The organism is Paenibacillus hemerocallicola, assembly GCF_006265175.1.
GTDB classification, from domain to species: domain Bacteria; phylum Bacillota; class Bacilli; order Paenibacillales; family NBRC-103111; genus Paenibacillus_AB; species Paenibacillus_AB hemerocallicola.
The window spans coordinates 1-24,519 of the sequence record NZ_VDCQ01000061.1 but is presented as its reverse complement, the minus strand read 5'-3'; the positions used below and the strand labels follow the sequence as shown (position 1 = coordinate 24,519).

The window sequence follows — 24,519 nt, the reverse complement described above, 5'->3', positions numbered from 1 at the left end:
CTCCTCCTTTTCTCTACCCGGTAATTATAGTCTAACGGCCGACTCGATTCAATCCGCCTGCAGACGGAGCGCCTAGCGTAATTTAACGGCTCCTGTACGAAAGTAACCCCACAAAGCGGGCCAGGTTATTGAGAAAGTCAAAAGTGAAAGAACCGTCTAAAAGGAGTTGGGGAAATGTACGTAAAGCGAAGCGTCTGACTTTAAAATCGAGTTATTACCGCTGCAGCTCATAAAAATAACTCGATTTAACGGAAGTGGAGTGTATTCCCCGACTCCTTGCTTCATCGCTTCCTCTTTTTGCCTGCTTTCTCAACAACCTCGCCCCACTAACCGGGGCTTTTGCTCCGATGCTTATCCAGCTACTTTGCGGGAACCCGAAACTTATTAATTGTGGCGTAAAAAAGACGGCACCTTCAGCGGATGCTTCCGCATAGGTACCGTCTTCTTCGCATTCATGTCATGCCGCTTCAAGTGATATCGCCCGAGCCGCAAGCAAGGCGCGCACATCGTCCATGCCGATCACGAGGTGAATGTTGTTCATCGTCCGCAGCGAGCCGGAGACGACTCCGGCCACACGGCCAAGCCGGTCGAGGACGGGGCCTCCCGACATGCCGCTGGCAATCTGGGCCGAGGTCAGAATCCGGTTGCGTCCGTTTACTTCGGCGTTGGGACTGTTGACGATGCCCTCGGTAATAATAGGGGTATTCGCCATCGGGTAACCGATCGCAAACACTTTCTCGCCGTACCGGACGGCTGTGTCCCGAACCGGCAAATAATCGTACGCAGCCTTCTTCCCGCTCTCCGGAGCCGGCAGCCGAAGAATCGCCGCATCCGTCTGCTCGTCATAGCCGAGCACCTCGATCGGACTAACGACGCGGCCGTCGCGGAGCGTACCCTCGATACGCTCCGCCCCTTTCACCACGTGATAGGCGGTCGCGGCCAACCCTTCCGGCGACAGGATCACTCCGGTTCCCGTCGCTTTCAACGATTCGTCCTCCCGAAGAATCCGGATGTAGAAGACGGCCTGCTCGCTTTGTCCGAAAATATCCTCGGCGTTATACGAGACGGGTATGTCCGCCTCGACATTCAGCCACACGGCCGCGCCGGACAATAAACAAATCAGGATGCATAAAGCCGCGATTTTTCGTTTCATCGTTCCGTTCCGCCGCCTTTCTCGATCCCTTGTCGGTTACTTGCTAGCCGCCATAATATCTTGGAAGGCCCAATGATCCGGCGTAAGGTCGCTGAATGCGGCCGGCACGTTCTGCTTCTTCGTGCCGATAATCCGGTTGATGACCACTACGGCCTGTGCCCGCGAAATCTCGCTATCCGGCTGAAACGTTCCGTCAGGGAACCCGTCCACATAACCCGCCTTCGTAAATGCATTGACATACCACTCGGCCCAATGTCCGACCACGTCCGTCAATACCGTATTCCCTCTCGCGGCCACATCCAGCTGAAGCACACGGGACATCATCACGACGAACTCGGCGCGCGTCAGCCCGCGCTCTCCGCCGAACGTTCCGTCCGGGTAGCCTTCGATAATGCCGGCCGAGGTGAAGAAGGCAACCTCGGCTTTCGCTTCTTCCTTCACTTCCGCCAGCAGGTTGTCAACGCTGACCTCTTCCTTATCGAGCAGGGGAGCGAGCGCATCGAGCAGCTCATAGCGGGTGATCGCCATGTCCGGCCTGAATTCCTTATTTCCATACCCCGCTATATATTTCACTTCTCCAGCGTCCTTCTTGAGCTCGAACTTGGCGTTTTCCACTTCGTACTTGATCGTGATGACGCGATCGTCTTTGTCGGTAATCGCCTTGATCGTCATTTCACCCGTAATGACGATGGAACCTTCCTTGTACACCTTGCTTTCCTTGGTCGGCGTACTGCCGTCGGTCGTGTAGTAAATCACTTGACCGGCCGGAGCCTTCAACTGCAAAATGCTGTTTCTGGCTACCTTGACAGGCTCGGAGCCTCCGACGGCAATTTTGCCGGTGCCTATCGCGGCCTCAATGGCCGGAGGCGCTACATAGAAACCTCCTCCGCCACCCATCGAGACGGTCAGCTTTGTCCAAACCCCGGTCATCACCGGACTGCTCTCCATGTCCTCCGCGATCGCGATCGCCTTGATCGTCGTAGTAGAATATACGGTAATCGGCCCCGTGTAGAGCTGCGAGCTCGAGCTCGGCTGAGTGCCGTTCAACGTATAGTAGATGTTGGCGGCAGGTTCGTCGACGGTCAGCGTCACCACCACCTTGTCTGTGAACGTCGAGCCGGCCGAAGCCGCTTTAGGGATCGGCACCGTCTCCGCGTACTTGAAGGACGGAGCGTTAAGCTCGATGCTGCGGCTTTCGTCGCCCGCCTGGAGCGCTATTGCGGCACGCCCCGTCGTTTTCAGGCTTCCGGTCAGCACTCCCGCGTTGTCCCGAATCAACTGCACCGCACCGTCCGCTTGCCAATTGATCGCCGTATCGGAGGTCAGCGTGAAGCTGCTGCCGATTCGGCTCATCAGGTCGCTTTCATTCAAGATTACCGCCGCCGTACTCAGCTTGGAAGCATTCGAGCCGTTGAACGGCTTGAGGGCCGGATAATATCCTTCAGCCGCTTCCCATACGGCGCCGTCCAATCCTTGAGGCAGTTGGCCTTGCGCGAGCTGCCGAGCCGTCAAGCCCGCAGCGCCGGAAACGGCTCCGCTTACCCGCTTGCCGTCTGCGCCGTAATAAGCCGCATCGTTTTTCAGCGCTTGCTTGTGGAAGAAGCTGTTGACGATGCTTGCCTCGGCCGCCTTTTGTCCGGCGATACCGCCATAAAATGTTTTGTTGCGATGAATCAGCTCGTTGACGCCGGCAATGACTTCTCCGTAGCTTAACGAGCCGCTAATCGTTCCACTCGCCGCATAGCCGACGATGCCCCCTGCCTTGGCCGCCGTTTGGCCTTGAGCGTACACCTTTCCGGATGCATACGCGTTGCTGATGGAGCCGTCGCTTACGCCTGCAATTCCTCCGGCGGACGCTTCGTCGCCCTTCGCATGGACGTCCGCATAGGAGAACGACTGCTCCACGCTGCCCCCTTGCTTAAGAACGCCTGCGATACCTCCGGCAGATGCCGATCGCTCCGTCGTGTCGACCGTAACTTTGCCCGCAGCATGCGAAAGCTTAATCAAACCCTCATGAATGCCGGCGATACCGCCTGCATAGCTTCCTGTTGCCGTAACAGCCGCTTTCGCGGATGAGCTTTCGATCGATCCGTTGTTGAATCCGGCCAGACCGCCGACGCCTGACACTCCGTCGACACGGAGATCTTTGACCTTGGTAGCGATCACCTTGTTCTTGTTCTCGCCTGCCGCGCCGCCTACGTTCTCGGCGCCTTTGACGCTGCCTTGCACTTCGACTTGATTCAGCTCGCCCTCGTTCCAGCCTGCGATACCGCCTGCATAGTTCCCCGTTGCGGTTACCGCCGCTTTCACCGTCGAGCCGCTAATCTGGCCGTTATTGATTCCGACCGCACCGCCGACGTATTCACGGCCTTCTACCCGGCCGCCCACTACGACGTCGCGGATGGCGGCTCCTGTATGGTTGATGCCGGCAACGATTCCCGCCCGCGATCCGGCCGATACAAACGCGTCTTCAAAGGCAATCCGTGAAACGAGGCCGTGGTTTTCCGCGATAAAACCTTGTAAGTCCGCCGAAGCGGCCGAATGCTTAAAGCCTTTAAGCTTGTAGCCTTGTCCGTCGAATTGCCCGCGGAAATCGCCAAACGGCGTCCATTTTTTGCCCGCCAGATCGATATCCGCACCCAGCACGATTTTGTCTATTGCCGGCTTCTCGGCCGCCGTTCTATGGAACAGGTTGTAATAACCAAGCCCCGTATCCGCGTTATACAGCCGGACGACGCTTGCGAGCTGCTTCCCGTTCATGATGATCCAATCGGTTGCGATCGTCTTGTTCAAAAACGATGCGTCCAGGTCGAAATTCCAGCTTTGGAACTCTCCATACGATTCCGATGCATCACCCTGGACATTGCCGGTCGAAGTCCCCAGATTATGCCCGATCGGGCTCAGCTCCGCCGTGTAGGCGGATGAGAGCACCTTGCCGTCGCGGAAATTGTAGCCGACGAGCGCTCCTTTGTACACGTTCGCTCCGGTTACGTTTACCGTCAGAGCCGCCGTTTTGGCAAAAGCGCCGTCCAGCGTTCCGTCATTGTAGCCGGCGAAGCCGCCCGTATAAGAGCGGGTGGCGTGATTGACGCCCGTCGTGGTCAAGCTGTCCTGCATCGCGTATGCATGCCGGATGACCGCGCGCCGTTCCACTGCCCCGGCAAATCCGCCGCTGCCGGTATCGTAGCCGGTATTCGACACCTGACCGGCTGCATAGGCATCGACAATGGCGTAACGGTCGACGGAGCCGGCAAAGCCGCCCGCATACGAGCCGGTAATGCCCTTCGCTTCGACGGAGCCCAGCGCATACACCCGCTCCATCGTGCTGCTGCCGATATCCGAGTCGCCCAGCAATCCGGCAAATCCGCCCGCGTAAATCGTCGTGTCCGGATTGTCGTCGGTTACCTTCACCGGCATCGTCGCGTAAGCGTTCGTCACCTTCGTATTGTCGCCGCGTCCGATCAAGCCGCCGACATGCGCGGCAGGCACCGTTCCCTGCTTCGCTACGGCCCGTTCCACCGCGATGTTCTGTCCGTCCGGCGAGGCCGCGGACGTAAAGTGGATTTGCCCGCCCGTCGAGCGTCCGACGACGCCGCCGATATCGTAGACGACACTGGAATCCGCCTTGATGCTTAGCAATGGCTCCGAGCTTACGATGGTGCCGCTGCTCGCGCCGGCGATGCCGCCTGCCGCCGCTACCTTGCCGCCATGCACAGCCAGATCGACGTTCGTCTTGGCGTAATAGACGGAAGCTTGTATCAGCTTGCCCACGATACCGCCTACGTTCAGGTCCGCGCCATTATCGCTGCCTTGGGCATTCAGAGAATTACCGTGCACCTTGGCTTCATAAATGCCCGGATACAACGGCGCTCTTCTTCCGAAATCGAACGCCTGGTCCATATCGGTCGCCGACATGATGCCGGCGATGCCGCCCAGCGAGCTTTCGCCCGACTTGGCCGCGAACGTCATATTGGAGACGGCATCCACCTGATCGAGAATGGAATCATGCCCGCTGCCGACGATTCCGCCGGCGGTTACTTGCCCGCCTGCCGCCTGAATGAGCGCATTAAACGTCGCTTGATGCACGGCTGTGCGCGACAGCTTGCCCGCAATGCCTCCGAGCGTGGCTTCGGGACTCGCTTCCAGCGAAGCGATCAGCAGTTTATCGACCTTCGCCCGCTCGATATCGAAGCTGTTCGCGCCCGCGCCCGTCTTGCTGCCGATCAAGCCGCCGAGCGTGCCGCTGCCTGTCAGCTGACGGCCCGTCTGGGTGGCGGTAACCGATACGTCGCTCAAAGCGTTGCCCGCATCGGACAGTCCGGTCAAACCGCCGACGATGGAGCCTGCGCCTTGCGCCGCGATCGTGCCCGAGGCGTAGGTCAGCGTCACATCCTCGGTCTTGCCCGAGACGTGCCGGCCGATCAAGCCGCCCGCCACGCTGTTCGGACCGAACGTCGATATCGTATAGTCCATGTCCCGCTTGAACGAACGGACAGTGCCCGTCTGCTTGCCGACCAAGCCGCCGATCGTCGCATGCTCGGCCGAGCCGCTCAATGCCGCGCCCGTCGACCGGAAGACGAAGAAGCTAGGATCGAGCGCCTGCGCATTGTCTCCGATCAAGCCGCCCGCGATGGCGTCGGCCCCGACGGCTTCCAGCCTGCTGCCGCTTTCCAGCGTAACGCTCGCGTTTTGGAACGTGCCCGTGTTTTTCCCGATCAGGCTGCCGACCGTGCCGCCGCTGATCGTTATATCTTTCGCTACCTTGATCGTCACGTTCGAAACTTGGCCCTTGTTGTAACCGGCCAGTACGCCCGTGTAGCCGGTGCCGGCCACGGAGAGAGGCTCCATGACGATATGGCTCGCCTTGGACTTCTCGCCGATTACCCCGAACAGCCCGGAGTAGCCGTAGTCCGGCTGCAGCATCAGCCCGTCGATCAAATGGCTGCCGCCGTCGAACGTTCCCTGGAAAGGCGTATTCTCGGCTTTGCCGATCGGAACCCATTGCCTCGACTGAATATGAATCGGATTGGCGATACGGATCGTCCGTCCTTCAAAGTCGAACCGCTCCGCGCCGGTTACGGTGCCGTTGACCAGCGCCGCCAGTCCGGCCAGCTCCGCTTCCGTCTTGATGTCGTACGTAAAAGCGTTTTTGTCGCGCATATACCAGGCGATGTTGGCGTTGACCTCGCCGCCGTTGCCATTGCCGCCGTCTCCGCCGGTATTCGCGCTCCGCTGGAGCTCCGGATATTTGTACTCCGCATTAACGGAGCCATATTTCCACGTACCTGCGAAATCCCAGCCTGACAGTCCGGGGAACGTCGCGCGATCCATCAACGTCGAGGAGAGCAGCGTGCTCAACCGCGCATGAACCTGGAGCCAGCGGTGATTGCCGTCCGCGAAGTCCGGCAAATCCTTGTTGATCTCAAGCCCTTCATCCTTAATATAATAAGCCTTGTACAGCAGCTCCTTGCTCGCATTGTCGTACCGTCCGGCGAAACCGCCGGCATAAGCTCCGTTCGACGCCTGAACCAGTGCGGCGGAATAAACGGTAGTCACCTCGCCGCCCGTAATTCGGCCGAGGAAGCCGCCGGAGAACGAGCCTTCAGCCGCAGCCGCGACGACATTGCCCGCATAGGAGTTGGAGATCGTCCCGCCCGCCTGGTCGCCGACGAGGCCGCCGACGTTCGTATAGCCGCCGTTCGCCGTCACCTTGGAAACGGAATGGGATTTATCGATCGTTCCCGTGTTGCGTCCGGCAAGTCCGCCGAGGAATACCGGGCTGCCGATTGTTCCATGCGCATTGCCGAGCACATCGATATCGACGTAAGAGGCGATCACTTTCCCTTTGTTATCGCCGACGAAGCCGCCGGCAAGCGTTCCTTCCCCTTCGATCGCAAGGGTGGAGTTGGAGTACGTATAGTATAAAGTGCCGGTCTCCGAGTTCACCCCGACCAGACCGCCGATGATGCCGCTCTGTCCTTTGGAGGAAACCGGAATTTTATCCGTGATGCTGTTGTTGGCAATCAGACTGCGGTTTTCTCCGACCATGCCGCCCGTGACGGAGAATGGGGCGGTCACCTGCACCGAGCCGACATAGCGGCTGTTCTGAATCGAGCTGACTCCTGAAGCCGGGTTGGCGGCCGGGTCGACGTCCTGCTTGTCGTTGATGCCGACAAACCCGCCGGACTTCGACTGCGCGGCCGTCTCGCTCGTCTTGATGTTCAGACCGTCCATAAACGTATTCGAGATGAAAGCCGAAGCCGAGCTCCGGTTGTAGCCGGCCATCCCGCCGACTGAGGACTGTGCGCCGTTCACGACCAGGTTGGCCGTTCTGGCCGTTATTTTATCCATCGAGGTCTGGTCCTGATAAGCGGCTACACCGCCCGCATAGGCGGAGGTCGAGCCGGCGCTCGTCGTAATCAGTAAATTCTCGATATTGGCCAGCGTCGAGTCTCCGAGCAATTTGCCCTGCTCGATCCGCCCTGCAAGTCCGCCTACGCCGTTTTGCGCCGCATTGACCGTCATGGACACATAGTTCGGAGTGACGGCCTCCACGCGCGGATTCACGATCTCCGTTTGCTTCGCCGAACCGACGATACCGCCGATCCAGGAACGCTCCCCGGTAGAGGCGATCAGCACGGCATCCTCTACATGGACATGAGGACCAATAATCTTGGCTGCGACGGGTCCGACGACGACGACGTCCGAACGGCCCGCGATGCCGCCTGCCTCCGCAGCCGCCCCGCTAGTCGCGATTGTCGTCCGGGAAACGCTGCTTTCCGTCAAGATTCCCCGGTTCGTACCGGCGATCCCGCCCAAACGGCTATCGGCTCCGCCGGAGGTAATCGTAACGCTATCCGCCGATGCTCTCGGCGTATCCCCGAGATTTTCCCCGATTACGCTGCCTACGGAGGCCCCGCTGCCGGTCGATGTAAACGACATGTTGCTGGCAACCAACGCAAAGCCTGCCGCGCCTTGGCCGTCCGAGCCCGGAATCGTTCCGGCGGCAACGTCGTGGATACCGGAAATGCCGCCCGCTTTCGCTTGCGCGCCTTGGATGCCGAACGTCATCTGCTCGGCCTTGACGTAAGTTTTCGCCGAGCGGTTATATCCGATTGCCCCGCCCGCTTGGCTGTTCGCGGCCAGCAGCCCGATATTCATATGACTTGCAACGACTGGCGCCCCAGCCTGACCTACCTGCGCGTCGGCCGTCAAAGAGCCTGCCACGGAACCGAGCGTGTAGTAGCTTTTCCCCGGCTGGTTCAAGAGGCCGATTTTGGCCGCTTGGCTGTTCGTCAGCGAGAAGACGCCGGTGTTCGCTCCGACGATACCGCCGAAAGTGATTCTGTCCTCGCCGCCAATCGCGTCCCTTGCCGCCGCCTCCAGACTGACGCTGTAGTCGGTCGCGAATGCCGCGTCCCCTACCGTCGCCGCCGTGATCGCGCCTTGCGCTTTGCCCGCGATTCCGCCGGCGATGCCTCCCGCCGTCTGCAGGACAATGGCGGCATGTTTGACGGTTGCGGTGTCCACGGTTCCGTTCATGTAGCCGGCGATGCCTCCCGCATTTCCGTCCGTGGTCAACCTGGCAAACTCGGCTGCGGTATTCCCCATATTGGCGTTCTTGATGACGCCGCCGTCCACATACCCGGCAATACCGCCCGTATACGACTCGTTTCCGCCGCCGGTCGACTGGATCTTGCCTTGGAAGACGGCGAGATCGATTGCCCGGTCGCCGACGCTTTGATTGACATAATAGCCGACGATGCCTCCCGTGCTGACCGTTGCCCCCGGAGCGGACGATGCCGCCGAGACCGTAATTTCTTTATTAAATACGGCGCCCGAGATCGCTTTATCCGCTCCATCCCCGGGAACGAGTCCGATAAAACCGCCGGTATACAGTTTGCTTAGCCCGTTGACGCGAATATCCGCCGTGCTGAATACGTTGTTGCCGGGGTCTCCCGACGTTCTGGCATAGGCTTTGTTCGCCACGATGCCGCCCGTATAAACCCCGGTTCCGCCGTTCACGGTAATCTCTCCGCTGTTGACGTAAGCTTGACCCGCCGTGCTGTCGAGCAGCACCCGGTTGCCCGCGTACCCGACAAGTCCGCCCGTATATGCTTCATTCGGCTTCAGCGCGCCCGAGCCTACCGTAATGGCCGCGCTGTTTTTGGCCATATCGCCGAACGTAACGTTGCCGGTCGCTCTTCCGATCAAGCCGCCGGTATAGGCCTGATTCGAGCCGCTGACCGTGACCGGAACGGTGTTGACGTACGATTTGCCCCACACGAATGTGCTGTTGACGTTGCCGGCCAGCACGCCCGTGTGAACGTTCGCGCCGCCATGATTCGTAACCGGCGCGGAGTTCGCAAAGGCGCTCCGGAACTGCGGATTCGCCTGCTCCGCATCGATCGAGCCGATCAAGGCGGCCGCGTATGACCCTTCGGCCGTCGGAGACTGAATGGTCACGGCTCCGCCGTTCGAGGTCGTATCCGAGAAGTCTACGGCCGCTCCCGCTCTGCCGGCGATACCGGCCGCATAGGCGATTCGTGCGCCCGTAATCTGAACGGCTCCCGTATTCGCAATCGGCGTATCCTCGTCGGCCATGCCCAGTCGCCCGGCCGCATGGCCGATAATGCCCGCCGCATGAACCGTGCCGCTGCCATTCGCCTGGACCGCCGCCTGGTTGGCCACCTTTTTCATGACAATCCCTTGTCTCTCGCCGTAACCGACGATCCCGCCGCTTTCGATGTTGGGTCCTTTGGCGGTTACGGGCGCGAAGTTGTTGGAGTTGGAGATGCTGCCTTCGCCCGCGCCGACGATGCCCCCCGCATACACATGTTTGATGGCGAAGTCCGCTTTGACCGGACTATGATTCGTTATGTTATAGACGATGCTGCTGTTCACCATCTTGCCTACCGCCGCGCCCGCGTAGGCTGCCGTCGTATCCGGCACGGGAACGTAGTCCCATATCGTGCCGTACGTTTGCGAATAGACGGACTGCCACACGTACAGGATACCGGTAGTATTGACGGAGCCGATTTCGATTTTGCCGCTGTTCGTGAACTCGAAGCCGCCTACGGTGCCTCTGTCCATATAACCGACCAGTCCGGCATAAGTCAGATTGCCCGACAGCTTCATCCCGTTGATCTTGAAAGTGGCGTTGTTCTTGGCAATCAGAGTCCCGCGGAACGGATGCTTGTCGGTCCCGATCGGCACCCATTCGTAAGCGGACAGATCGAGATCGCGATCCACTTCCAAAATTTTATTGCGGAAGCCGTCGACGGCTCCTTCGTTGACCAATTTGGCCGCACCCGCCAGCTTGGCCGGGGTATCGATCGTAAAGGTTACATAATCTGAATTGTACCAATTGTCAACCATATGGTCTGTCCATTTATCCGTATCGGCGTTGACGTTAAATACGCCGGCCACTCCCAATACGGCCAACAAAATTGCAGCAAATGCAATTCCGAACACTGCTTTTGCTTTGTGCTTCCGTACCATCTGCACACCGCCTTCTTGAATTCAAAACGCGAAAGGAATGTACCCACACCAACGTTGCGCGTTGGTGTGGGCATGCTTGCCGTCATGAAACGATCAATTTCCCGTAATCCATCGATCCAGCCTGATCGCTATGGCCGCCGCCTGGGCTCTCGTGAGAAGTCCCTGCGGGTTCACGTGCGAGCCTTCGCCTTGAATGATGCCGTACTTGACGCTGAGCGCGGTTTGCTTGCGCGCCCAATCCGGGATCAGCTGCCGGTCTTCGAAGGCGCCTAGCAATCGATCGACCTCGTCGTCCGGGATATCGCCGCTCAGTCCGAGCGCGGAGAGCACTCGACCGACCATCGTCATCGCTTCGGCGCGCGTCAGAGCGGCGTGCGGCGCAAAGCCGCCGTTCTCGAGTCCGTTCACGATGCCGAGCTTGGCCGCGATCGATACGCTGCGGTTGTACCATGCGTCGAACGGAACGTCGATGAATTCCGAAGATGCCGATTTGTTCATCAGTCCGGCTACCCGCAGCAGCACGGTCGGATATTCGGCCCGGGTAATGTTGCTCTCCGGATCGAACTGTCCCTCGCCTTTGCCTTGCATGAACAGCTTCGCGGCCGCAGACTCGATTCCGGGCTTGCCCCAGAAATCGTCGGCTACATCGCCGAAAGCCGCTGCGGTGTGCAGGAACGCCAGGCTGCCGTCGCCGGTCAGCATCGCGTCCATATAGGACTCGCCGTTAACGGTTTCCGGCTTCCAAGGAACGGTCGTCCATTCCCCGCCGGGACCGCGCAAAATAACGGCGTCGATATCGCCCGCTTGAATCGATCCGGGGACCCGCACTTTGGTTTTCAAATAAACGGTACGGTTTTGTTCCGGCAAGTTCGTCTCGATCTCGACGCCTTGACCGTCCGCCAGCAAGATCCCCTTCGCATCGGCAGCCAGCTGCCGCATGGCGAGCACCGAGGATGCTCCGTTCGGACGCACCTTGACTTCCAGATCCTGCTGCATGCCTTGGAGCAGCTCCGGCGGGATGACCAGAATCGCCTGTGGAAGCTCGATGCGGATGCTCCGCTTATTCGCGATCGCCTGCTGCGCCACTTCCTTGTCGAAGCGCAGCGCGAACTCCTTGACGGTGGCGTCCGCCGATCGGACGACAATGTCGCCTTTGCCGGCATCGGCGCCGCCTTTGACCGTAACATGGACCGTCAGGCTGTCGCCTTTGCGCTCGGCCGAAATTTTCTGATCGTTGACGGTGACGGAATCTTTGGCCGTTGTCGGCAGCGCGCCTCCGCCCCCTCCCGCGAAGCCGCCGGCAGAGCTCCATACTTTGGCGCTCACGACGGCGGATGCGCCGACCGCTTCCTTCTTGGCCGAGCTTCTCTTGGCAACGACCAGAACGTTCCCCGCTTTGGCGGCTACGATTCCGTCTTGCGGCAGAAAGCCCCAGCCGCTCAGATCTTCTCCGAATTTGGGCGCGGCGGCTTGCGTCGCATTTGCAAATACTTTATACACGATTTGGTAACCGGACGGTTCCCCGGTATCTCCCACATTCACTTTGGTCGAGGAAGCATTGTTCGATATCGCCTCGGTCGTTACCGTATAACGCTCCAGTGCGGCAGGAGCCGGCACTTTGACGGAGGCGACGAGCATGGAGTCCAGCACGACCGAATCGCCTGCCGGTTGTTCCGCTTCCCCGCCGGCCGCGATCGCGTACTGGGCTTGGATCAAACTTGCGCCCGTATCCGGTCCCGCGGTAACCTGCAGCACTTTTTTGCTCTTGCCGTTATCCGGCACCTGAATTTCTTCAATCGTCACGGCCTCGCCGGTGCTGACCGAGTAAGTGACGCGCTGCGACTGCTCCGGCGTCATCTTCACCTCGCCGAAGACCGCCTTGCCGTTCCCCGTCTTGCCTTCCTGCACTCTCAAGACAGGCTCGACGATGACCGTTTCGCCCGGCTTCAATGTCCCGATCGGCTTCAGCACGATAGCGGCCGGCACTTTGAATCCGCTATTCGTGACGGCTACCGTCGCCCGATTCTCGTTGCCCGCTCCGTCGCGAGCGACGAACAGGAGCTGTACTTCCGGACTGTCGACGGCAATCGGAATTTTGGCGGAAAACTTGCCATTGTCCGCTACGGGAACGTTTACGCCGGTTCCTTCGGACACCCGATCGATATAGACGGTCAGCTTCGCGTCCTTGGACGTCGTCCCGGCCACGCCTATCTCTCCGTTAATCGTCCGCTGTCCGGTAACCGGAGCGTCCAAATACAGGATCGGCGCGCTCGTATCGACGTTCAAGTACAGGAACGTCACTTTTCTGTCCTTCGTCCGCTTGTTGCGGGCCATCAGCTCGATGCCGAACGTGCCGTCCGTCGCGAACTGCTCGAAGGTCAAGTCCCCTTCGCTCGTCGTGCCGTTATTCGTCAGCTCCGTTTTCCCGAGCGATTTGCCGTCCTGGAACGCTTCGACTTCGATATCCGGCTGATCCGCGACAAGATGGATCGTTTGCTTCGTTTGACTGGTCAGTACCTCCAAATAATCCGGGTATTGGCCCGAAACCAAACCAAGTCTCGGCTCGGCCGGTATCGGCAGGAGCGTGTTCGCGCTGTCCGCTCTGCCCGCGAAATGATAATTGTCGTTCGGGTCGAGCCCCTTGCCCGGCTTCGTAGCGGACGATACGCCCAATACGTAATGCTGTCCGGTTTGCAGGCCCAGGTACGTTTTCTTCTCTTCCTGATTTGGCACCGGCCCCGTCAAGCTCTCCGTATTCACTTCGTTGGAATCGGAGAATTCGGTCCATCCTCCGATATGGATGCCTTCATACCGGCCGCTGGCCGCGTTCCAGTACGGACGAAGCTCCTCCTCCGTAAACAGCTGCTCGGCAAAATGCGCGTAATTGGCCAGCTTGCCGTCCTGCTGCTGCATCGCGGAGATAGAATAGCTGTGCTCCGCGTTCTCCAAGCCCGGCTTCTTGACCGCAGGCTTGAAAGAAAGATTGAAGTAGCCGTTGCCGGCCGGCTCGATCCGCACGTCCGTCGCTTCGCCGGGAGCCAGAGGATCGACGATCCGGAATGTTTCCGCAGAGGTTACGGTTTTGAACGATGCCGGAGATTTGAGAGCGGCCCGCAAGTAATAGTCGCCCTGCTGCAGCAATCCGCGCAAATCCTCCACCTTGCCCATCAGCGAAACCTGGCTCACATCCACGTCCAGCTTCCCGCTGGTGATCGTACCGTCGACGCGCCCTCCGGCATCTGCCGGAACCTCCTTGGCAATGAGCACTCCGGGGTCGCCGGGGTTCAGCACTTCTCCGCCGCCTACGACCGTTTTATCGGCAGTAACAGGCTCCTTGGTCAAATACAAGTCGACCGTGTCTCCCGACTTCGCATGTTCCACCTGCCACGATGCGGTAAATTTGTTCGGATCGGTTTGGCTGCCCGTCACGTTTGCGCTCTTCAGGTCGGCCACCGTCGGCACGTTCAACAGTCGCGTTGCGACCGGCTTCGCCGAAGTAAGTGTCCAAGTTCCGCCCTCCAGCGCCTTCGCCTGCGGAATAAGGACGAATGCTTTGCGCACGTCGGCCTTCGTGGCCGACTGGGCGGCCGGAATAAATTGCGTAAAGGCGTTGGCCTGCGGGTTCGTATTCGAATTGTCGAACACTACCGGATACAGGACGCCGTTTCTGTCCTTCAACGTGAAGGCCGGCATTTCCGTTTGATCATATTCGATCTCGATGATGCCGTTGCCCGAAATGCCGCCCATCGGCACTTCGTGAACGCGGCCGCCTTCTTTTACATGAATGCCGCCGATTCCCGCTTCCATCGCGCTGTTGTCCATCAGCTTGACGCCTTCGGCGATGTCGCGGTACACGATCCCATGGCTGCCCTTCTCGGAATCGAGCCATGAAGTGGCGACCGTGCTCATTCCCGCCCCGATGACCAGCAGCTGCGAGCCTTTCTCCGGATCCTCGATCAGCAAATGGGCAAAGCCTTCCGGCATATCCGCCTGCGAGGTGCCGAATTCGACGCCGCCGCCCCAGTAATACGTAATGCCGAGGGATATGAACAAAATGCCGACGCTGCCCCATATCTTATCGTTGTTCAGTCCGAGAAATACGCTCGCAAGCGGCATGCCCCCGACGACCGGGACGCTTTCCGGAATTTGCAGACGCGCTCCGATGTAACCCTCGAAGTCCGTCCGGTGCTTCTCCAGGTTTTGGCCGACGAAGATGCCGGCTTTCCCCACAATAACTCCCCAGCCGCCGATATCGACCTCGGCTTCCACTCTTACGAACCAAGGCGTAACCCACTGGGCTTCCAGCAGCGCTTTGGTGATCAGATCGATCTTGTTGCTGCCGTCCGGGCTGTAGGAGTAGTCCAGCTTGCCGAGTATGGCAAGCCCTGTCCGCTTCACCGTCATATCGACTTTGCCCAGCAAGTACACTGGCGGCACCCCGAATGTAACATCCACACCGGCCTGGATGACCAGCGGGAACGGATCGTCGGCCGTTCCTCCGGCGATCGTATCCGCCAGCTCGCGGACCGCGCCGCGGACGGCCGTCAAGTAGGTGGCGCCCGTAATGAGCACGCCCGGCTTGCCCAGCGTCGTTCCGAACGCCACGACGTCCGGCAGCACCCTGCCGTCCTTCACCTGCTTGAAGGCAAGCTCCGCTTGAACCTCGAATTTGCCCTTCACATCCGCCTTGAACGCGATGCCGTATTTGTTGGCGATTTTATCGTCCACTTGCTGCACGTAGTGGACTACCGTAATTTTTCCGCTTGCGCTGCTCTCGCCTTCCTTCTTCTCCTTCTTCTTCGATTCGAACAAGCCGAGATCCTTGCCCAGATCGAAGCGCAGCTGCGCATCCACGCCGACGAAGCCTTTGTCGTTGAAGACGACGTTGCGAACCTCGCCGTCGACAATCTTCATCGACACTTTGCCCCCGAACGAGATGCCGCCCGGCCGCAAAATAAAGTCGTTGAACGTAAAGCCGAAGCCGCCGACCATAAAGCCCGGCGCGGCAAACAGGCTATGCTTGTTGAAGTAGACGTGGGTCAGCATCAGCTGACGCAGCGGATTCAACCGGTCGCCGAGCGCGCCCGTCGCCCAGCTCAGCGTGCCGTTTAAGCTCGTGTCCTCCGGATTGCTGTGATTGTCCGGAAACACCTCGATTTCGTCCTCCGGCTTCAGAATCAGGCTCGGAGCCAGCTTTTTCTCGAAGCCGTTGAAGAAATCGAGCGTCCATTCGCCGGAATGGAAGACGAAGCCGCTGTTCGCTACGCTAAGCGTCCCTTCGCCCTTTACGAACAACGTATTGAAAAAAGGAATATTGGCATAGCCGCTAATTTTTTTCGGTATATCGAAAATGTCAAGCTTGCCGCGTACGAACACCATATCTTTGCCTTTGTAGGCAACCGCCTCGTTAATGAGGGCGGGCTCGGTCTTCGTATCGACGATCACCTGCTTCTGATCGCCGGTGCCGACCTCTTTGATCATTCCGCGAATATCGACAAGCTTCTCGTAGATCGGCTCTCTGTTTGCGTTTTTTTGCTCGAAAAACTGCTCGTATTCTTTTTCCGAAGCAAACAACCGGTATTGGTAGACCGGGACCTTCTTCAGAGATTCCTCCTCCAAATATCGAACCGTGTCGAACTTCGGGTCCAACGCTTTGCTGCCGGCCGCTACCAGCATTTTGATAGTTTTGTATGAGTCCACCGCATCCTTGAACAGCGCGCCGCTCTGGAAAGGCTGCTCCGGGAACGCCTTGTTGATTTCCTTCAGAAACTCCCCGCCGACCGAGGAAGTGACCCCGCTCAAGTCCGCATATTGCTTGTAAACCGCCATCAGGCTTGCTTCGCGGACGCGCGCTTCCTGATTGTTGGTCACCTTGAACGTTTGTTTCGTAGTAATATCGTACATGGCCGCGATTTCCTCGTCGCCGCCCGTATCGCCCTTGAAGTCGATCTCCACCTGGTACTCGCCGAGCGGAAGCTCCGCTCCGAGTCCGGCTTCGAGCACGTTGCCCTTGGCGTCTACCCGTTCACCGCCCCTGTACGTGATGCGCATGTCGCCCGAGAAGCCGTCGTCGGCCGGCTGCAGGATGACGGAATCCTTGACGGATACTTTGTACCTTTTGCCGCTGACTTTTTCTTTCAAATACAGGTCGAAATTGGGCGCCATCAGCTCGTTGCCCGTATTGTAAGCTTCAATATTCGTAATATTGACGGTCAAATACTTCACGTCGGTGCTGTATGTCTCCTTCGGAGCGAGTCCGTACACATAAGTCGGAGTCGCTTGACCTACGGCCGGAAGGAGGATGAAGTTGGATTTGACCGATTCGTATTGCGCTTTCAGTCCTTCGTCCTGAATGCCCTCGATTTTCTTTACCGTTTCGGGACTCTTGACGGTCAACATATATTGCCGGGTTGTCGGCCACGGCTTGCCTTTCGCTTGGACCATAAACGAAATCGTCTCGGTGTCGCCCGGTTTGTATTTCGGCTCGATGCCGTTCGCCGCTTCCTCCGGCGTCGCTTGCTTCCGATATACCATCTCTTTGCTGCGGTACGATTCCGTCACGACTTTGCCGGTCGAGACGTCCCTGACGATTTTGCCTTGATCGTCCAGCTTCACGAAGCTGAGTCCGCTCTCCAGCTCCAGCGAGGCGGTCATGTTCGTATGCTCCATATTGAACATCGCCAAGTTCTCGAGCTCGGCCGTAATCGTAAAAATACCTTCATTGTCGTATGCGCTTGCGTCCGCATTCGTGGCCAACTGCAGCGGCGGGTCTATGTACCGGATCGAGAACACTTTATCCGGCTCGATAATTTCGCCGAGTCCGTAAACCGTCTCGAACGTCTGAACTTTCTTGTCTTCGATCGCCTTCGGCTGCCAGTAGAATGCGACCGCGGAGTCGGCCGACCCGTAATCGTTCGTATCCCGCGTAAAGTCCAGATTGCCGTTCGGCGTATAGTCCCATTTCGTATTGGACAGACCGTTCCAGTGGCCGACGATCATTTCGTCGACAATATTGATATTGGCTTCGGCAAAATTATTGAAGCCGTAGGCCACTACATTAGTTGCGAGCGGATTGGTCAAATCCAGCTTGTCTCTCATGACCCAGTAAGGAGGCAGCTTGTAAAACGCGCGATCCTCCTCGGAAATGTTCGGGTTGTTCTCCGGATCGTGCACCAGCTTGCGCTCCACGAGCAGCGGAGCCTTGTATATGTTGCCGATCTGGAATTCCGGGCCGTCATTGCTGCCGATCTGCGTATCGAGCATAATCCTCGTCCCCAGCTCGACTTTGGCGCCGCTGTTGTTCAGCACCTCGTACCGGATGTTGACGTTGCCGGCGTTCAGCTTGTCCTGCGGATCGGGATACAGCATCAAGATTTGCTTGATGGCCACGCCCTTGATCGTCCATATCGTCTCGATCTGCTTCGTGCCGTTGCTGTTCTCGACGATGACCGGCGGGGTAATCTCGGAGAAAAACTCCGCTCCGAATTTGTACGGATTGCCGAATATGTAGTCCGTCCCGTCGATCCGGAAACTGGTGAACGACGTATCCGGGTCATCTCCGCGGAACAGCATATTGACATTGTCGTCTTTTTTGCGGATCGGCTGGCCGTCCGCCGTGCGGATACCGAAGCGGCCCGTACTGTTGTTTACCGTAATTTTAATGTATTTGTTTTCGAGCACCGTCGTCTGCGGCTGCGAAACAACGGCGGCCAACGCCGTCGTCGCTTGGGTCAACGTACCGAGCAACAGCAATAAAGCCAGGACCGACACAAGCGTTCTTTTAAACAGCTTCACGTGAGAGCCTCCTTCTGAATAAAGCCTGCGCGTACGGATGGTAGAGGGAACCCCCTCCTGTCGCGGGGGTCCCTGTCAGCAGCTTAGAAGCATTTTCGTATTTATCGATTCCTTACTCCGTCTTGCTTATGAAGAAGGTCGCATACTCGCGCTCCCGCTCCTGATTCCGTACGATAAGGGTGTACCAGCCTGTTTTCGGGAAGATCACCTCGTAATTGCCGCTTACCAGTTCCTGATAGGTCAGCTTCGTCGCGATCGTTTTCATCTGCCCCTCGCGGAACAGACCGGAGTAATAGTACAAATCGTAAGTGCCCGATTCGTTGGTCAGCTTTTGACCGGACACTTCCATCAGGTTGAAGCCCGTTATTTTGAAGCCTACCTTATTGCTTTCGAAAATCGCCGTCTCCGCGCTTGCAGCCGAGATCAGCATGTCGTTGCCGAAGATCAGCATGCCGTCTCCGCCGACAACTACGACCTCTTGGGTGGCCGTGGCCGCATTGCCGACCTGATCCACCGCCGTATAGGTGACGGTTTGACGCCCGAGCCGTGTAAGATCCAACCCGCCGATCGACACCTGAATGTGCTCCGGCGACGATACGTTATCCCGAACCATATACCCTCCCAGATCTTTGCGGAAATCAAAATCGGGCTTGTTCCGGGCTACTCCGATCGTCGCCGCATTCAGCGTCAGCTCCGGCGCCTTGTTGTCCAGTCCTTTGACCGTCACCGGAATCCGGTTCACATTGCCCAGCAGATCGGATATCGCAATCGAGAGCGTACCGTCCGCCGTGAACAGCCGCGAGGTGACGAAGCTCCCGTCCGCCGAGCTGATCTGGTTCGGATATTCCTCGACGCCCGGATCGGGCCGGTAAGGAGCCGTTCCGAGGAATACGCGGTTCGGAGCCGAAGTTTGTCCGCGGATCTCGACCTTCATCTTGCCTTTGGCATACGCCTGACCGTTCACGATCACTTTGGCGCTCTCCGGCAAGGCATTCCCTTCGTCGTCCACCAGCGTATACTCTACCTCAGACGCTTGCGGAGCCGTACCGACGATGTTGCTCACCGTTTCTTTGACGATTGTCATATTGTTCAGCTCGTCATATGCCGTAAACTCGGCGACACCGTTCGCAGTCATATAAATCGTTGTAGGCATGCCGGCGGGAACGATGAACTCGTCGTCAGTCGCCGTAATTTTCTCGACCGTCAGCCTGACGCCCTCGATCAGTTCCGCGTTCCCGACGCCGATACGCGTATACTCCGTACCGTCGGCCTTCGTATACGAGCGGGCGATTTTCACTTTCGGCCCTTCCCGGTCAATCGTATTTACCGACGCTTCGGCCGTGCCGCTGTTGCCGGCCTCGTCCAGAAACTCGAACGTGAAGGTGCCGTTTTCCTTGAACGTGTACGTATTGCTTCCATTATTATTGGTAATGCGCACGGGCTCCGACGGCTTCAGCTTTACGGTCACATTGCCGGCAGTCTTGTCGCCGCCCAATACTTTCTCGATGGTTCCCGTCGGAGGCGTCGTATCGATGTTGCTGACGACCGCGTAGAGCGTCGCCTTGCGGTCGGGATTCGCCGCATCCGTCAGATCGAACGAATAGTAGCCGTTCTGGCCGACATGGAACCGGTTCCCGGTCCGCACGGGCACCGAAGGATTTACGGCCGAAGGCACGACCTTGATGCCGAGCGGGGTGGAAATATCGATATCCACGCCGGTCGTCGGCGTAACGGGCCGATCCGTGCTGAGCGTCGACAGCGCATAGACCGGCTCGGTCCCGGATACGGAACCGATATCCAGCGGCTTCGCTTCCCCGATCGTCCCTTCGCTGCCGTCGGCCTGCGGTCCCGTTTTGTAGCGGACTTGGATTTGACCGTTTTGTACGCTCGCGGAAGGCACCTGCACGGCTACGAAGTTCGTATACGAACGCCATCTCAGCCAGCTCTTTCCATAGTCCGGCGATACGGAGTATTCGTAGCCGGTCTTGTCGAGAACGTCCAGGCTAAGCTGTACGACCGCCGTGAATCCGTCCGCCTGGTCGCCGAATACGTAGAGCAGATCGGATCTGGCATTGGCCGGAGGCTGAACGATGGGCTTCGATACTCTGAAATAACCCGTTGTGGATACTATCGTTTCGTTGCCTGCTTTGTCGCGGGCATACATGTATAGCTTATAGTCTTGCGTTTCTCCCGGAGCCAGATTGGCGGAATCGACGGAAGAAGCCGTTTCGCCATCCTTCAATTCCGTCCATGATACGGAGCTTGCATCCGGAGCCGCGTCACCCTTTTTCACCCACTGGTACTTGCGCGCGACGACCGAATTCAGCGTATCGCTCGCCGCGAAGCTGACGGATTGCTTGCTTCTCGTGTACAGGTCCTCCTCCGTGGAGAATTCTACTGCAGGAGGCTGATTGTCGAAATAATAAGCCTGGTTGAAATAATAGTAGCGATCGGCGGCCGCTTCCTTCACCGTTACATGCAAATATTGCGTTCCGTTCAACGCTTTGTTGGCCGGAATTACGTACTCGTAACCGCCCGCGCTCGCCGCCGTTCCATTCAGCGGCGTATAGAAGGAGCTGCCTTCCGGACGAACCGAGCTATGGCTGAATGCGTAGCTTACTTGGTACGGAATAGCGGCGAGCATCGGCATCATGCCGTACGTCGACATCGATACGGACGGAGTATAGACGGAATAAGTAACCGCGTTGACCGTCAGCGTCTCGGGCCGGTTTAAATAAAACAGAACGTCGTGGCTTTGCGCGTATACGCCGTCGGTTCCTTTCACGAAGGCGCCTTTCACCGTCGCTTTCGAATCCACGGTGGCCGGCTCGCTCGCCAGACTCGACGCGTTGCCCAGCATATCCGTCGCCTTAATATGCAGCACATATTCCCCGTCCTCGGCTACCTCGTTCCTCGTGCCGCTCGCGAACTGGCCGCCGTTCAGGACGACCGGCTTCCACTGTATCTCTTCGGGCGTTGCGCCTTTTCTTGCCCATTGGTAATAAGCTTCCTTGAGACCGCTGTGCTCGTCCGAGATGGTCGCCGTAACCTCCACATTGGCGGATCGGTCGTTAGACAGCCCCGTCATCGAGATCGTCGGTCCTTTGTTGTCGAGCAGCAAGGAGGCGACCCCGTACTTCCAGTTGGAATCCTTATTTTTCTTGAAGTCCGTTTCTTTCCATATTTCGAAATCGTCGTATTGGGCTACCGCCGCGACTACCTTGCTGTCTGCATAAGTGATTTTGTCGGCTTCCGAGCCCGCAGCCTCGTTTATCCATGCATGGTATCGGTCCGGAAAATCGGAGGCGAACGACTTCGTCTTCTTGTACTGCATCAGCTCCCGAGCCGTGTCCCACGTCATGTCGGCCGACCACGTATGCAAGTACCAAGTCCCGCTGCCATCCGCGGTGAACGCTTCGGCCGGCGGCGCGATCATATTCGTCTTGTTGTTGACGACGTTCAAATTCAAATTGGCTAAGCCGGTATCTTGCGGATACAAATCCTCTCTCGGCTGCTTCGCCGTCAGCGAGAAGCGCTTGATCGCCGCGTAATTGTCTTCCTCCTTACCGGAGAGCGGGTCTTGACTGCTCCGCGTCCAGGCGTAGTATACGAGCCCTACCGCAGGCGAAGACGGACCGGTCATATTCGAAGGGCGGTAAATGCCCCGGCTCGGCCGCTCGAAATTCGTGGCCGCATTATAATCGGGATCGATTACGGGCACCGGCACCGGCGGATCGTTGACATCGATCGTTATTTTGCCGCGCTTCTTGTATACCGCATCGGTGGCGCCATCGCTTTCATAGTGGAAGTTGATAAGCGGTTTCGTATTGTCTACCGAAAATCTGGCCCAGTCGATCTTCGAGTTGACGTTCGAGCTGTCCCCATCGACGTGCACTCCCTCGTAGTTGGCGGGCTGTATCAACAAATTGCCGGCATAATCCTGGATGACGTCCTTGTCCTTGGCCAAAAACTGGCTGTCCGCCGGATATTGGGCGTCTTTCCGGTCGTGCGTCAGAGCCAGCACTTTCAATAGAGGCGCTTCCACGATCACTCCGTCGGGAATAACCATGCGAAAACGTACGTTTTTCGTGATATAGCCGAGATTGTCGTTATTCTCCTGACTATAGTAATAGGCTCTCATGCCGTTGTTGAAGAGAAGGTACATCTGGGCCGAATTATATGGATTGTTGTCGCGGTCGTCTCTTGGGACCACATCCTCGGAGAACTGCACTGTAAAATCCATCACGTCCAGATCGTTCACCGTAGCCCCGGTGACGACTTCCGGCTGAATCCCGTTGCCGACCTTGGAATATTTCGGCGCAACGGCATCGACGATAACGCGGTAGCCTTTACTCTCATAATCGAAAGGATTGATTTGTTTGCCCCTAACTTCCGTCAAACTGTCATTGCTTCCCTTGACCGGCAAAGAGATCGGCTTGATCCGGTTCCCCGCCGCGTCGATAAAATCCGCGCTTTGCAGCTTCTCTTCCATGCTCGTATCGAGCGGTCCGCGATTCATGCCCTCCAAAGCGTCGGACGGCCTCATCCGCGGCTTTACAGGAAGATTGCCGCTGTGATGGTATTTGGATGCCGTGTATGTATAATTGATGTCCTTATGGAGCGGAAAATGGAGAGGTTGTCCGGCGAAATCGGCAGCCGTATAAGTCGTATTGATCAAAAATTGCTCCAGACCTTGCGTGGGCAGCCCGTCTCCGGGCGGATTCGTGAAAAACGGATGGCGAAGAAAATGATCGTTGTAGCCGGAGTTCAGTCCGAACGGTCGGACCGCCTCGCTGAAGTTGTAAGTAAGCGAAATTTTCTCCCCTTGCTTGGCGTACAGCTCGGGCTCGCCTTTTTTGTTGGTCCTTTTCACTCCGTCTCCCGTAAACGTATAGCCTGTCAACTCGGGGCGTATCTTGTCTTGGAATTTGATGAACAGGCCGTTAATAGTAACGTCCTCATCTTCCAGTTCAGCGAAAATGCGAATTACAGAATTGGCTGTTATTTTTGCCGTATGTTCGGTATATCCGATTTCACCTTGAGTGTGGTCAGTATTGGCTCCGAGCACAAGAGTTCCGTCAACATAAAACTCAGCCTTTGAATAGGAATCAGAGCAAATGAACAAAAAGCAGCTTTCATCAAACCCCAACAACTCCCAACCAACCACAACCTCTGCATCCCCGCTTTCCGCGATCGTTTTCAGCAGAGGGTTGTCTTTCACACGTATCTCGAACCATACATTCACTTCATCGGAACCTGTCACTGTTCCGTCGGCATAAATCGTAGCATGTCGGTCCTGCTCCGTCTGCACAAACCCTGCAGAGCTCGCAAAACCGCCACCGCTTACATTAAAGTTCCGAAACGCATTATCCGCCGCTACGGTCGCATTGCCGATTTTTGTACCGTCCAGCAAAATCGTCTCGTCGCTTGCCGCATAAGCCGTCTTGCTTTCCCACACGGGCAGCAGCGATACGATCAAACACATGATTAAACTGACGGCTATCCATTTGGATATAATTCTGTTCTTAATCACGAAGCAAGCTCCCTCCTAAAGTCGTAAACTAGTACTTTGGATGCATGAATCCATTCGTGATTCAGGCATAAACGAGCCATCGAATCGACACGTAAAAAGCCCCCTTTAGCGCTTATGTCCTGGTACGCCCTGCATCCCTCCATTATAAGGATCGGCTCTAAACACTTTCTAAACATTTTGGCGAATGGGGGCAAAAATGCTCATATTTTAAATTCCAAAACCAAAAAATAAGTCGATTTTTATTGTGAAATTCGATTTTTTTGTCGATTTTATTTGATTCGATAAGCATGCATTCGAAAAAAACTACGACAGCATCATTCGCATACAGAAAGACATACCTCTCATGCTAAGTGAAGGCTTGCCGCATTTGCCGGCGCTCGCGCGAACCGCCTATCCGTCAATTAGCGGAACTGGCGTATGTTATGGGACCGCCAAGCAGCGCAGACCGCACAATAACGAAGCCAGTTCCTTTATCCCGCCGTTCACTCCCCTTTTCACCCGGAGAGATCGAAATAGCGGAAGCTTGTTCCGTTATATT

Annotated in this window: 4 protein-coding genes; all 4 read right to left on the bottom strand. The window is 57.4% G+C overall.

Annotated features, from left to right (window positions below; translation table 11 throughout):
- Positions 1–457 precede the first annotated feature (457 nt).
- Positions 458–1,153 carry a S1 family peptidase gene (locus FE784_RS31060; protein ID WP_139606157.1) on the bottom strand — a complete coding sequence of 232 codons (696 nt, stop codon included), beginning with the start codon at positions 1,151–1,153 and terminating at the stop codon, positions 458–460.
- A 36-nt stretch (positions 1,154–1,189) separates the two neighbouring features.
- Positions 1,190–10,654: a chitobiase/beta-hexosaminidase C-terminal domain-containing protein gene (locus tag FE784_RS31055; protein WP_139606156.1), complete on the bottom strand. Its 9,465-nt coding sequence runs from the start codon at positions 10,652–10,654 to the stop codon at positions 1,190–1,192.
- A 93-nt stretch (positions 10,655–10,747) separates the two neighbouring features.
- Entirely contained in the window at positions 10,748–18,448 is a 7,701-nt protein-coding gene (locus FE784_RS31050) for an S-layer homology domain-containing protein (protein ID WP_139606155.1), read from the bottom strand.
- A 112-nt stretch (positions 18,449–18,560) separates the two neighbouring features.
- Entirely contained in the window at positions 18,561–23,981 is a 5,421-nt protein-coding gene (locus FE784_RS31045) for a hypothetical protein (protein WP_139606154.1), read from the bottom strand.
- Positions 23,982–24,519: the final 538 nt, after the last annotated feature.